This window comes from Enterobacter sp. ZOR0014 (genome assembly GCF_000798855.1).
Classification (GTDB): domain Bacteria; phylum Pseudomonadota; class Gammaproteobacteria; order Enterobacterales; family Enterobacteriaceae; genus Enterobacter; species Enterobacter kobei.
The window spans coordinates 1-12,537 of sequence record NZ_JTLF01000266.1 but is presented as its reverse complement, the minus strand read 5'-3'; the positions used below and the strand labels follow the sequence as shown (position 1 = coordinate 12,537).

The window sequence follows — 12,537 nt, the reverse complement described above, 5'->3', positions numbered from 1 at the left end:
AAAACCTTCCGTTAAATCGTCCCGAATACCAGTAAAAGCAGGCAAGCAAACACTGGAACAGCCGCTGTCAGGCTGTCAATGCGATCCAGTATACCGCCATGCCCTGGAATCAGATGTCCGCTGTCCTTAATCCCTGCTTCACGCTTAAACATACTTTCGGTTAAATCACCGAGCACTGAGGCAAGCGCTGCAAAAATAGAGCATACCAGCAGTATTGACGGAGCCACTGCCAGATCCGCCCAGACGCCATAGCCCCAGGAGATAACTGCAGCCGTAAACAAGCCGCCGATGAATCCTTGCCAGGTTTTCCCTGGAGACACCTTCGGCGCCAGTTTATGTTTGCCGAACAGTTTACCAAACATATAGGCCCCGGAGTCAGCCCCCCAGACGAGAATCATCACATAAAGCAGCCAGATCGCACCGCTATAGTGGTTTTCGTCATAGTGCCAGGCGCGTAGCGCGACCATCCCCCAGAAAAAAGGCACAATGGTGAGCAGACCAAAAATGAGTCGCAACACTTTTGAATTACGCCATAACGCCGCAGAGCCTGGATAAAAAAGAACCAGCAGCAATGCCGCCACCCACCAGGCCAGCGATATCCACAAGGAACCGGCAACCAGCGGCTGATGAATATCGTGGTGATATTCAGGCAACGTAAACAGCATTATGGCCAGAATAAAGCCACAGAGTACCGCAAGCCATACTCGCTGATTGCGCGAGGTAAAGCCGCTAAACTGTCCCCATTCCCACGCCGCGAGCATGCAGACCACCAGCGTGACAATAGCGAATCCCACCGGGGGCAGTAAAAACAGCGCCGCAATAACAATGGGTATTAATACAAAAGCGGAAATCAGGCGATACTTCAGCAAAAGCTACCCCCATCAGGCGTTGTCGCCACCTGGCTCGGTGCCGCCGAAACGACGCTCTCGATTGGCAAAGGCATGCAGCGCACCTTCAAAGTCTTGTTCATCAAAATCGGGCCAAAGAACATCTGTAAAGTAAAGTTCGGCATAGGCAATTTGCCATATCAAAAAGTTACTTATGCGATGTTCCCCCCCTGTCCTAATTACCAAATCCACAGGTGCCAGCTCATTCATGCAGATTTGCTTGCTCAGCGCCTCTTCATCAATCTGGTCGGGTCTCAACAGCCCTTCCTGAACCTGTTCGGCCAGATGCCGAACGCCCTGGATAATATCCCAGCGTCCGCCGTAATTCGCCGCGATATTGAGCGTCAGACCGGTATTATTTTCAGTCAGCGCTTCTGCTTTACGAATCCGTTCCTGCAAACGTGAGTTAAAACGACTGGTATCGCCAATGATACGCAGGCGGACGTTGTGGCGGTGCAGGCTTTTTACTTCGCTGTCGAGCGCCCACACAAACAGTTCCATCAACGCAGTCACTTCCTGCGGCGGTCGATTCCAGTTTTCACTGCTAAAAGCATAGAGCGTTAACGCATCAATGCCGTTATTCGCGGCAAAAGAAACGGCGCGGCGAACGGATTTCGCCCCTGCTTTATGCCCAAAGGCTCGTATCTTCCCTTGTCTTTTCGCCCAGCGGCCATTGCCATCCATAATGATTGCTACATGACGGCAGCCATGAGCTGGCAAGTTTTCGCTTATTGGTTGATTCGCAGACAACATAACGCGTTTTTTGTCCCTGAAAAGGATTTAACGGTACTCAGGAATACTTAAGCCTGTACATAAAAAAGCCGTGTCAAACCACGGCTTACCTGACCACATAAAGTCAAATTCCTGCGATCAGGTGGCGCAGACTATATCACTGAAGCCCAAAGCTAACAAATAGCACGACGACTAGTGCTTGCTTTATCACCAGCTTGCGAGACGGCTCACCTGTTTACGCGCAATTTCACGTGCAGCAGCATCGACCGCCAGCACCTCTTCCACACTTTGAGGCTCACGCAAATCCATTATTTCCAGTACCGATAAATTCAACGTTGCGATATCGGTAAAGCGGATTTGCTGATGCAGAAATGCGTCAACGGTAATTTCGTTGGCTGCATTCAGTGCCGTCGTCGCCGCCTGTCCCTGGTCGAAGGCGTTCATCGCAAGCTTCAGACAAGGATAGCGATCGTAATCGGGTTCACTGAACGTCAGGGAACTTAGCTTACAAAAATCAAGCGGCTTCACGCCCGATTTCACCCGGTTTGGCCACGCCATTGTATGGGCGATGGGCGTACGCATATCCGGCTCGCCCAGCTGTGCCAGCACGCTGCCATCCTGATAGCGCACCATCGAGTGAATGACCGATTGCGGGTGAATCAGAACTTCCATCTGTTTCGCGGACGCATTAAACAGCCAGCGAGCTTCAATGTATTCCAGACCTTTATTCATCATGGTGGCGGAGTCAACGGAGATTTTACGTCCCATTGACCAGTTCGGATGACGACACGCCTGATCCGGCGTCATTGCGCTCAGTTCAGACAGTGGCGTTTCACGGAACGGGCCACCAGACCCGGTAAGCAGAATCGACACGACGCCATTCTGCTCCAGGTCAGCGTACCCCAGGTTCTGTTGAAAAGGTTGCGGTAAACTCTGAAAAATGGCGTTGTGCTCGCTGTCGACCGGCAAAAGACGCGCCCCGCGCTGCTTCACCGCGTCCATAAACAGGCGTCCGCAGGTCACCAGCGACTCTTTGTTGGCCAGCAGAACATCTTTACCCGCATCTATTGCCGCAAGCGTCGGCAGCAACCCGGCCGCACCGACAATAGCCGCCATGACCTGGTCAACCTCATCCAGCGCCGCCATGTCGCAGGCCGCCTGCGACCCACTCAGCACCTCGGTTCGACTGCCCTTCTCAAGCAGCAGAGTTTTCAACTGACGCGCGCTCTCATCGTCATCCATCACCGCATAACGTGGCATAAACTCCAGGCACTGCTCGACCATGCGCTGCACGTTCTTACCGGCGACCAGCGCGGTCACGGTATAATGTTCAGGATTGTGGCGGACGACGTCGAGAGTACTGCAACCGATAGAGCCGGTTGAGCCAAGGAGAGTTAAATGCTTCATGGGATGCCCGAAAAAAGTTAGATCAGATAAAAGCAAAACGCCGCCAGCAAGACCCGAAGTCCCTCTGAACGGCGTTTATCAGTGTACGACAGAAATCAGAACTGCATCAGTTCCGCTTCTTTATCTGCCAGCGCCGCATCAATTTTCTTGATCGCTGCGTCGGTCATTTTCTGAATGTCGTCCTGAGAACGACGATCGTCATCTTCACTGATCTCTTTTTCTTTCAGCAGCGCTTTCACTTTGTCGTTCGCGTCGCGGCGAACGTTACGCACGGATACACGACCCTGCTCAGCTTCGCCACGCACCACTTTGATCAGATCTTTACGACGCTCTTCCGTCAGTGGAGGCAGTGGAACGCGGATATCAGAACCGGCAGAACTTGGGTTCAGACCGAGGTCAGAGGCCATGATCGCTTTCTCAACCGCCGGGCTCATAGAGCGATCGAACACGTTGATTTTCAGCGTACGGGTATCTTCTACCGTCACGCTCGCCAGCTGACGCAGAGGGGTTGGCGTACCGTAGTATTCCACGATGATGCCATCCAGCAGGCTTGGGGAAGCACGGCCAGTACGGATTTTGCTGATTTGGGTTTTGAACGCTTCTACGCATTTTTCCATGCGCACTTCAGCATCTTTTCTGATGTCGTTAATCACGTTACGAATCCTTGAAAACTTGTCTCAGGCAGACTATCCGCCAGCACAGCGCTACAGGTGTGCTAAGTATAGTCGCGTTTAATTCATGACAACGCCAATGGCGCGCCCGGGTAAGATACCACTACAAAATAAAGCGGAATCTTACCTGTATTTATCGCCGACGGAAATTATTCCGTGATCAAAGTGCCTTCTTTTTCGCCCATGACCACGCGACGCAGTGCGCCTGGCTTATTCATGTTGAAGACACGGATCGGCAGTTTGTGGTCGCGAGCCAGCGTGAAGGCGGCAAGATCCATCACTTTCAGCTCTTTTTCCAGCACTTCGCCGTAGCTCAGCTGATCGTACATGGTGGCGGAAGGATCTTTTGCCGGGTCGGCAGTAAACACGCCGTCTACTTTGGTCGCTTTCAGTACCACATCGGCTTCGATCTCAATACCGCGCAGGCAGGCAGCGGAATCGGTCGTAAAGAACGGGTTACCCGTACCGGCGGAGAGGATCACCACGCGGTTGTTGCGCAGCAGGCTGATCGCCTCTGCCCAGCTGTAATTATCGCATACGCCATTCAGTGGAATCGCGGACATCAGGCGGGCATTCACATAGGCGCGGTGGAGCGCATCACGCATCGCCAGGCCATTCATGACGGTTGCCAGCATACCCATGTGGTCGCCCACAACGCGGTTCATCCCCGCTTTCGCCAGACCAGCACCACGGAAAAGGTTGCCACCGCCAATGACCACGCCAACCTGGATACCCAGTTCGACCAGTTCTTTGATTTCCTGTGCCATGCGATCAAGGATGCTTGCGTCAATACCGAAGCCTTCCGATCCCTGCAGCGCTTCGCCACTCAGCTTAAGCAGAATGCGTTTGTACACGGGTTTTGCATTGGTAGCCATGTTTCTTTCCTGAGACTGTCAACGATTAAGATGGGAGTTAATTCTGGCGACATGATATGCCGCAAATCAGCACAGCGATACTGGAGCCTGTCTGATTTCATATGACGGGTGACAAAAAGAAGCCGCCCTCAGGCGGCTCCTTTTCAATCATTAAGACTGCTTGGACATTGCAGCAACTTCTGCTGCGAAGTCAGTCTCAACTTTCTCGATGCCTTCGCCCACTTCGAAGCGGATGAAGCCAGTTACGTCAGCGTTGTGCTCTTTCAGCAGCTGAGCAACAGACTTGCTTGGATCCATAACGAAAGGCTGGCCAGTCAGAGAAACTTCGCCGGTGAATTTCTTCATGCGGCCTTCAACCATTTTCTCTGCGATTTCTTTTGGCTTACCAGACTGCATCGCGATGTCCAGCTGAACCTGGTACTCTTTTTCTACCACTTCAGCAGACACGTCTTCTGGCTTAACGAATTCTGGTTTGCTTGCAGCGATGTGCATAGCCAGCTGTTTAACCAGCTCTTCGTCAGCGCCTTTAGCCGCAACCAGAACACCGATACGTGCACCGTGCTGGTAAGAGCCCAGAACGTCGCCTTCCAGAGAAGAAACGCGACGGATGTTGATGTTCTCACCGATTTTAGCAACCAGCGCAACACGTTCTTCTTCGAACTGTGCTTTCAGAACTTCAACGTCAGTGATTTTGCCAGCAACCGCTGCGTCCAGAACTTTGTTCGCAAATGCCTGGAAACCGCCATCTTTAGCAACGAAGTCAGTCTGGCAGTTAACTTCCAGAATGATGCCGTAGTTGCCGTCGATTTTGGTGATGATCACGCCGTCAGCAGCAACGTTGCCTGCTTTTTTAGCTGCTTTGATCGCACCGGATTTACGCATGTTTTCGATTGCCAGCTCGATGTCGCCGTTCGCTTCAGTCAGCGCTTTTTTGCAATCCATCATGCCTGCGCCAGTACGCTCGCGCAGCTCTTTTACCAGGGATGCGGTAATTTCAGCCATTCTTAAATCCTCGGGAGATGTGAACTGCCCGGCCGGGGGCCAAACAGTGTAAATTGAAAAAAGGGGCCGGTAATGGGCCCCTATTCATACACGGTACTAATAAGGGGTAAAACCTTATTATTCAGCTTCTACGAAGCTTTCTTCCGCCTGAGAAGCCAGATCCTGGGAACGGCCTTCACGAACGGTAGCAGCTACAGCGCTCAGGTACAGGCTAACAGCACGGATTGCGTCGTCGTTACCCGGGATAACGAAGTCAACACCGTCCGGATCGGAGTTGGTATCAACGATAGCGAATACCGGGATACCCAGGTTGTTAGCTTCTTTGATAGCGATGTGCTCGTGGTCTGCATCGATTACGAACAGCGCGTCTGGCAGGCCGCCCATATCTTTGATACCGCCCAGGCTGTTTTCCAGCTTGTCCAGTTCACGAGTGCGCATCAGCGCTTCTTTCTTAGTCAGCTTGTCGAAAGTACCGTCCTGAGACTGGGTTTCCAGATCTTTCAGGCGCTTGATGGACTGACGAACAGTTTTCCAGTTGGTCAGCATGCCGCCCAACCAGCGATGGTTCACGAAGAACTGGTCGCAGCTGTTAGCAGCATCTTTCACAGCTTCGCTTGCAGCGCGCTTAGTACCAACGAACAGAATCTTACCTTTACGGGAAGAGATCTTGTTCAGCTCAGCCAGGGCTTCGTTGAACATTGGTACAGTTTTCTCAAGGTTGATGATGTGAACTTTGTTACGCGCGCCGAAGATGAAAGGCTTCATTTTCGGGTTCCAGTAACGGGTCTGGTGACCAAAGTGAACACCAGCCTTGAGCATGTCGCGCATGGAAACAGTTGCCATGTTTAAAACCTCTATATTGAAAGTTGGGGTTATGCCTCCACGTATCCCATATTACCGACCCCGAAGGGCACCCCGGAATATGTGCCGATACGTGTGTGTTGTTACACAAAGTGAGATTTGTCGCTCCCGTCCAGCCTGTGTATCTGAGATGGATCGGAAGTCCGGCGCGCTTTATACCACAAAACACGACCAGAAACCAACAGTTGTTGGCGGAGTGTGCTGTTAATGATTCTCAATTTGGCACGGAGCGTGCCTGACTGATACCATTGACGACACTTAGACTAGTATTGTCGAAAAAATCGACACCGATGGACAGATTACATGGCTATCTCTATTAAGACACCTGAAGAAATTGAAAAGATGCGCGTCGCCGGTCGTCTGGCCGCGGAAGTGCTGGAAATGATCGAACCGTTCGTGAAGCCGGGCGTCAGCACCGGTGAACTGGACCGCATCTGTAACGACTATATCGTGAACGAGCAGCACGCGGTTTCCGCCTGCCTCGGCTACCACGGTTTCCCGAAATCCGTCTGCATTTCTATTAATGAAGTGGTTTGTCACGGTATCCCGGACGACGAAAAACTGCTGAAAGATGGCGACATCGTCAACATCGACGTGACCGTCATTAAAGACGAGTACCACGGTGACACCTCTAAGATGTTCATTGTCGGCAAGCCAACGATTCTGGGCGAGCGTCTGTGCAAAGTGACACAAGAGAGCCTGTACCTGGCGCTGAAAATGGTTAAGCCGGGTATTCGCCTGCGTACCATTGGTGCTGCCATCCAGAAGTTTGTAGAAGCGGAAGGGTTCTCCGTCGTGCGCGAATACTGCGGTCACGGTATTGGCCGCGTTTTCCATGAAGAACCCCAGGTTCTGCACTATGATGCCGATGACGGCGGCGTGGTGCTGCAAAAGGGCATGACCTTCACCATCGAGCCGATGGTCAACGCCGGTGACTACCGCATCCGCACCATGAAAGATGGCTGGACGGTGAAAACCAAAGACAGAAGCTTGTCTGCTCAGTACGAGCATACTATTGTGGTAACAGACAACGGCTGCGAAATTATGACGTTGCGCAAGGATGACACCATCCCGGCGATACTGACGAACATTGAGTGATAAGAAGCCGGCAAATGCCGGCTTTTTTAATGGCGATAGCTTTTTCTTATGGGTGGCGCACGATGAGTAATCTCTTACCCGAACAGTATGCTAACACAGCACTTCCCACCCTTCCCGACCAGCCTGATAACCCGGGCGTCTGGCCGTCGCACGAGCTGACCTGCGCGCATATCAAAGCCCATATGGATGTTTTCCATCGCTGGCTGGGCAGCGCGTTCGACGCAGGGGTCTCAGCCGAGCAACTTATTGAAGCGCGCACCGAATTTATCGACCAGCTCCTGCAGCGTCTGTGGATCGACTACGGTTTCGGGCAGGTGAGCGACATCGCGCTGGTTGCCGTCGGGGGCTATGGCCGCGGTGAACTTCATCCACTTTCCGATATCGATCTCCTGATCTTAAGCCGTAAAAAGCTACCGGACGAACAGGCGCAGAAGATTGGCGAGCTGCTGACCCTGCTCTGGGACGTTAAGCTGGAAGTGGGACACAGCGTGAGAACCCTGGAAGAGTGCCTGCTGGAGGGCTTATCTGACCTGACCGTCGCCACCAACCTGATTGAAACCCGTCTGCTGATCGGTGACGTGGCGCTGTTCCTGGAGCTGCAAAAACACATCTTCAGCGACGGCTTTTGGCCGTCAGAAAAATTCTTCGCCGCGAAGGTCGAGGAGCAAAATCAGCGCCATCAGCGCTACCACGGCACCAGTTACAATCTTGAACCCGATATTAAAAGCAGCCCCGGCGGCCTGCGCGACATCCACACGCTACAGTGGGTGGCCCGCCGCCACTTTGGCGCCACCTCAATGGACGAGATGGTCGGCTTTGGCTTTTTAACCGAGGCCGAACGTAACGAACTGAACGAGTGCCTGCATCTGCTGTGGCGCATCCGTTTTGCCCTGCATCTGGAAGTGACCCGCTACGATAACCGCCTGCTGTTTGACCGCCAGCTCAGCGTGGCGCAGCGATTGAATTATCAGGGCGAAGGTAACGAACCGGTTGAGCAGATGATGAAGGATTTCTTCCGCGTCACCCGCCGGGTGACCGAGCTGAACCAGATGCTGTTGCAGCTGTTCGACGAGGCCATTCTGGCCCTGACGGCGGACGAAAAGCCGCGCCCAATTGATGACGAATTCCAGCTGCGCGGCACGCTTATCGATCTGCGGGACGAAACGCTGTTTATCCGCGAGCCGGAAGCGATCCTGCGAATGTTCTATACCATGGTGCGCAACAGCACGATTACCGGGATCTACTCCACCACCCTGCGCCATCTGCGCCATGCGCGCCGTCATCTGACGCAGCCGCTGTGCTATATCCCGGAAGCGCGCTCGCTGTTTTTGAGTATGCTCCGTCATCCTGGCGCCGTCAGCCGTGGTCTGCTGCCAATGCACCGTCATAGCGTGCTGTGGGCCTATATGCCGCAGTGGTCGCACATCGTCGGACAGATGCAGTTCGATCTCTTCCACGCCTACACGGTGGATGAGCACACGATCCGCGTCATGCTCAAGCTGGAAAGCTTTGCGAAAGAAGAGACGCGATCCCGCCACCCGCTGTGCGTCGAACTGTGGCCGCGCCTCACCCATCCGGAACTGATCCTGATTGCCGCCCTGTTCCACGACATCGCCAAAGGCCGCGGTGGAGACCACTCGGTGCTGGGTGCGCAGGACGTGCTGAAATTTGCCGAGCTGCATGGGCTCAACTCGCGCGAAACGCAGCTGGTCGCCTGGCTGGTACGCCATCACCTGCTGATGTCAGTCACTGCCCAGCGTCGTGATATTCAGGATCCAGAGGTAATTAAGCAATTCGCCGAAGAGGTCCAGACGGAGAACCGTCTGCGCTATCTGGTGTGCCTGACGGTCGCGGATATTTGTGCCACCAATGAAACCCTGTGGAACAGCTGGAAGCAAAGCCTGCTGCGCGAGCTCTATTTCGCTACCGAAAAACAGCTGCGTCGCGGGATGCAAAACACCCCGGACATGCGCGAACGCGTGCGCCATCACCAGCTGCAGGCCCTGGCGCTGCTGCGGATGGATAACATTGATGAAGAAGCACTGCATCAGATTTGGGCCCGCTGCCGTGCCAACTATTTTGTCCGCCACAGCCCAAACCAGCTTGCCTGGCACGCGCGACATCTGCTGAAGCACGATCTTTCGCAGCCGATGATCCTGCTTAGCCCACAGGCGACGCGCGGCGGGACGGAGATCTTCATCTGGAGCCCGGATCGGCCTTATCTGTTTGCTGCGGTCTGCGCCGAGCTGGACAGGCGTAACCTGAGCGTTCACGACGCGCAGATTTTTACCACCCGCGACGGCATGGCGATGGATACCTTTATCGTGCTGGAGCCGGACGGCAGTCCGCTCTCGTCGGACAGACATGAAGGGATACGCTTCGGTCTGGAACAGGCGATCACTCAGCGCAGCTGGCAGCCACCGCAGCCGCGTCGCCAGCCGGCGAAATTGCGCCACTTTACCGTCGATACCGAGGTCAATTTCCTGCCGACCCACACCGACCGTAAATCGTTCCTGGAGCTGATCGCGCTCGACCAGCCAGGGCTGCTCGCCCGCGTCGGCCAGGTTTTTGCCGATCTGGGAATTTCGCTTCATGGCGCCCGAATTACAACTATTGGCGAGCGAGTAGAAGATTTATTTATAATCGCCACCGCCGACCGGCGTGCCCTTAATAATGACCTGCAACTTGAAGTACAACAACGGTTGACAGCAGCCCTCAATCCAAACGATAAAGGGTGACGTGTTTTTTAGTGAAATGGAAAGAGTAAACAATGCAGCAGTTACAGAACGTTATTGAGTCCGCTTTTGAGCGTCGCGCCGAGATTACCCCGGCAAATGTGGATACCGTAACCCGTGAAGCGGTAAACCAGGTGATTTCCCTGCTGGATTCCGGCGCGCTGCGCGTGGCAGAAAAAATCGACGGTCAGTGGGTTACTCATCAATGGCTGAAGAAAGCGGTGCTGCTCTCTTTCCGTATCAACGATAACCAGGTTATCGACGGAGCAGAAAGCCGCTACTTCGATAAAGTCCCAATGAAATTCGCTGATTACGACGAAGCGCGTTTCCAGAAAGAAGGCTTCCGCGTGGTGCCGCCTGCGGCAGTGCGTCAGGGCGCGTTCATCGCACGCAACACCGTGCTGATGCCATCCTACGTGAACATCGGTGCCTACGTTGACGAAGGTACGATGGTGGATACCTGGGCTACCGTCGGTTCCTGTGCCCAAATCGGTAAAAACGTTCACCTGTCCGGCGGCGTGGGCATCGGTGGTGTTCTGGAGCCACTGCAGGCTAACCCAACCATCATCGAAGACAACTGCTTCATCGGCGCGCGTTCAGAAGTGGTTGAAGGCGTGATCGTGGAAGAGGGTTCTGTGATCTCCATGGGCGTTTACATCGGCCAGAGCACCCGTATTTACGATCGCGAAACCGGCGAAGTTCACTACGGCCGCGTTCCGGCGGGTTCCGTGGTCGTTTCCGGTAACCTGCCGTCGAAAGATGGCAAATACAGCCTGTACTGTGCCGTTATCGTGAAGAAAGTGGATGCGAAAACCCGCGGTAAAGTCGGTATCAACGAACTGCTGCGCACCATCGACTAATCGCTGACCCGTTGATACACCGGGACCCGCCTGTGCGTCCCGGTGTAATCATCAAAGACGTCCGTTTCCGCAGTCACGATTGCCATTCCCTTTCTTCTCAACCCTGCAATATCCGCCGCCATACGCTGGCTCCCCAACCAGAAAAGCCCGTCAAGCGCAGTCACAGCCAGACCCGATTCCAGCGCCAGCTTCAGTCGCTCACGCGGCGCTTTGACCTCTCTGGCAATCTGCCGGAATGGCTCCGCCGTAAGCCCGGTGGGATCGACCCGTCGAATGCGGGTGGTCATGCGGTATTGAAAAGCGTCGGGGATCGCATCCAGATCGCCCTTCAGGCTGTAAACGCAGCCAAAGCGCTTGCCGTTGAAGATGACGTTCTTCTGGTTTAGCTGAAACTCATCGCGCAGCCCGGCAATTAGCTGCGGGGCGCGGGTCAATATCAGCCGAAATGGCAGTTCGAAGCTGGTGACATAATCCACGTTGAGCAAGGCAATGCGTAAACGCTCCTCCGCCCCCGCCTGAAGCAGGCGGCATTCGGCGGCGACTTCTGCCCACTGATGCGTGAGTCTTTGGTTCTCCTCTACGGCACCAAAGCTATATTTTTCGATTTGATAATCAATGCGTCCTGACATGTCATTATCCCCGCAGCCTACGCTTTCGTGCGATAACTTTGCCTGAATTCCCCGGCTTTGAATACCGTCTCGCTCGCCTTTTCTCACGACTCTCACGATGCTGCATTAACGTTGAGAGAAATGATTACCTTATTACGTTGATTTCCGCTTGACGTGGTCGTTAAAAACAACAATAAACGAGTGGGAGCAATTTATTTTCCCTGCTCGGTAATGTCAGTGAAATGTAATCAGGATCGACCCCGCTTTTTTTGAACCCGAGGGTGGCAAAAAGGAATTTTTTCATTAATTATTCAAAGGTTATGTTGAGATAAGGGTACCGCTATGTACGATAATCTGAAAAGTCTGGGCATTACCAATCCTGATGAAATTGATCGTTACAGCCTCCGCCAGGAAGCCAACAACGACATCTTAAAAATTTATTTTCACAAGGATAAAGGCGAGTTTTTCGCCAAAAGCGTGAAGTTTAAATATCCACGCCAGCGTAAGACCGTCGTCGCGGACGGCGTAGGCCAGGGGTACAAAGAAGTTCAGGAAATCAGCCCTAACCTGCGCTATGTGATCGATGAACTCGATCAGATTTGTCAGCGCGACCGCACTGAAGTCGATCTCAAACGTAAGATCCTTGACGATCTGCGTCACCTTGAAAGCGTTGTTACCAATAAGATCAGCGAGATTGAAGCGGATCTTGAGAAGTTAACTCGGAAATAAAAGCAAAACGGCAGTCCCTGATTGCCGTTTTTAATGTTTGCGCCCTCTCCCCGTGGGAGAGGGATGATGTTC

Annotated in this window: 12 protein-coding genes; 4 read left to right on the top strand and 8 right to left on the bottom strand. The window is 53.5% G+C overall.

All coding sequences use genetic code 11. The annotated features are described in order from the left end of the window. Nucleotides 1-11: 11 nt before the first annotated feature. From cdsA to rpsB, 7 genes are all read right to left on the bottom strand, one after another. Nucleotides 12-869 carry a phosphatidate cytidylyltransferase gene (cdsA, locus tag L977_RS13855; RefSeq protein ID WP_014882632.1) on the bottom strand — a complete coding sequence of 286 codons (858 nt, stop codon included), beginning with the start codon at nt 867-869 and terminating at the stop codon, nt 12-14. 12 nt (nt 870-881) lie between these two features. Continuing rightward, nucleotides 882-1,640: a (2E,6E)-farnesyl-diphosphate-specific ditrans,polycis-undecaprenyl-diphosphate synthase gene (ispU, locus tag L977_RS13850; protein ID WP_014882631.1), complete on the bottom strand. Its 759-nt coding sequence runs from the start codon at nt 1,638-1,640 to the stop codon at nt 882-884. 186 nt (nt 1,641-1,826) lie between these two features. Further along, nucleotides 1,827-3,026, bottom strand: a complete 1,200-nt coding sequence (gene ispC / locus L977_RS13845) for a 1-deoxy-D-xylulose-5-phosphate reductoisomerase (protein ID WP_047626000.1) — start codon at nt 3,024-3,026, stop codon at nt 1,827-1,829. 95 nt (nt 3,027-3,121) lie between these two features. Next, nucleotides 3,122-3,679: a ribosome recycling factor gene (gene frr / locus L977_RS13840; protein ID WP_014882629.1), complete on the bottom strand. Its 558-nt coding sequence runs from the start codon at nt 3,677-3,679 to the stop codon at nt 3,122-3,124. Nucleotides 3,680-3,846: 167 nt separating this feature from the next. Further along, nucleotides 3,847-4,572 carry a UMP kinase gene (gene pyrH, locus L977_RS13835; RefSeq protein ID WP_023332129.1) on the bottom strand — a complete coding sequence of 242 codons (726 nt, stop codon included), beginning with the start codon at nt 4,570-4,572 and terminating at the stop codon, nt 3,847-3,849. Between the two features lie 150 nt (nt 4,573-4,722). Then, on the bottom strand, nt 4,723-5,574 hold the full coding sequence (gene tsf / locus L977_RS13830; protein ID WP_014882627.1) for a translation elongation factor Ts: 852 nt from the start codon (nt 5,572-5,574) through the stop codon (nt 4,723-4,725). A gap of 117 nt (nt 5,575-5,691) precedes the next feature. Then, a complete protein-coding gene (rpsB, locus tag L977_RS13825) occupies nt 5,692-6,417 on the bottom strand; it encodes a 30S ribosomal protein S2 (RefSeq protein ID WP_003856207.1) in 726 nt (241 codons plus the stop codon). A 321-nt stretch (nt 6,418-6,738) separates the two neighbouring features. On the opposite strand from rpsB, the gene map reads away from it, so the two are divergent. The 3 genes from map (at nt 6,739) to dapD (ending at nt 11,128) form a co-directional block, all read left to right on the top strand. Continuing rightward, nucleotides 6,739-7,533 carry a type I methionyl aminopeptidase gene (gene map, locus L977_RS13820; RefSeq protein WP_014882626.1) on the top strand — a complete coding sequence of 265 codons (795 nt, stop codon included), beginning with the start codon at nt 6,739-6,741 and terminating at the stop codon, nt 7,531-7,533. A gap of 62 nt (nt 7,534-7,595) precedes the next feature. Next, complete coding sequence (glnD, locus tag L977_RS13815) at nt 7,596-10,271, top strand: bifunctional uridylyltransferase/uridylyl-removing protein GlnD (RefSeq protein ID WP_014882625.1); 2,676 nt, start codon at nt 7,596-7,598, stop codon at nt 10,269-10,271. A 32-nt stretch (nt 10,272-10,303) separates the two neighbouring features. Next, the gene (gene dapD, locus L977_RS13810; protein ID WP_008501915.1) at nt 10,304-11,128 is read left to right on the top strand and encodes a 2,3,4,5-tetrahydropyridine-2,6-dicarboxylate N-succinyltransferase; all 825 of its coding nucleotides are present in this window, start codon (nt 10,304-10,306) and stop codon (nt 11,126-11,128) included. On the opposite strand, the gene L977_RS13805 is transcribed toward dapD, so the two are convergent. Continuing rightward, a complete protein-coding gene (locus L977_RS13805) occupies nt 11,125-11,757 on the bottom strand; it encodes a DNA-binding protein (protein ID WP_014882624.1) in 633 nt (210 codons plus the stop codon). The two genes, dapD and L977_RS13805, sit on opposite strands and share 4 nt — an antisense overlap. 321 nt (nt 11,758-12,078) lie before the next feature. Between L977_RS13805 and L977_RS13800 the strand changes: the two genes are divergently transcribed. Further along, a complete protein-coding gene (locus tag L977_RS13800) occupies nt 12,079-12,465 on the top strand; it encodes a DUF3461 family protein (RefSeq protein WP_014168696.1) in 387 nt (128 codons plus the stop codon). Nucleotides 12,466-12,537: the final 72 nt, after the last annotated feature.

What these genes read in the sequence shown, in the direction of transcription:
- rpsB (WP_003856207.1), bottom strand. Translation starts at nt 6,417, where the DNA reads ATGGCAACTGTTTCCATGCGCGACATGCTCAAGGCTGGTGTTCACTTT.
- ispU (WP_014882631.1), bottom strand. Translation starts at nt 1,640, where the DNA reads ATGTTGTCTGCGAATCAACCAATAAGCGAAAACTTGCCAGCTCATGGC.
- tsf (WP_014882627.1), bottom strand. Translation starts at nt 5,574, where the DNA reads ATGGCTGAAATTACCGCATCCCTGGTAAAAGAGCTGCGCGAGCGTACT.
- ispC (WP_047626000.1), bottom strand. Translation starts at nt 3,026, where the DNA reads ATGAAGCATTTAACTCTCCTTGGCTCAACCGGCTCTATCGGTTGCAGT.
- glnD (WP_014882625.1), top strand. Translation starts at nt 7,596, where the DNA reads ATGAGTAATCTCTTACCCGAACAGTATGCTAACACAGCACTTCCCACC.
- map (WP_014882626.1), top strand. Translation starts at nt 6,739, where the DNA reads ATGGCTATCTCTATTAAGACACCTGAAGAAATTGAAAAGATGCGCGTC.
- pyrH (WP_023332129.1), bottom strand. Translation starts at nt 4,572, where the DNA reads ATGGCTACCAATGCAAAACCCGTGTACAAACGCATTCTGCTTAAGCTG.
- L977_RS13805 (WP_014882624.1), bottom strand. Translation starts at nt 11,757, where the DNA reads ATGTCAGGACGCATTGATTATCAAATCGAAAAATATAGCTTTGGTGCC.
- L977_RS13800 (WP_014168696.1), top strand. Translation starts at nt 12,079, where the DNA reads ATGTACGATAATCTGAAAAGTCTGGGCATTACCAATCCTGATGAAATT.
- dapD (WP_008501915.1), top strand. Translation starts at nt 10,304, where the DNA reads ATGCAGCAGTTACAGAACGTTATTGAGTCCGCTTTTGAGCGTCGCGCC.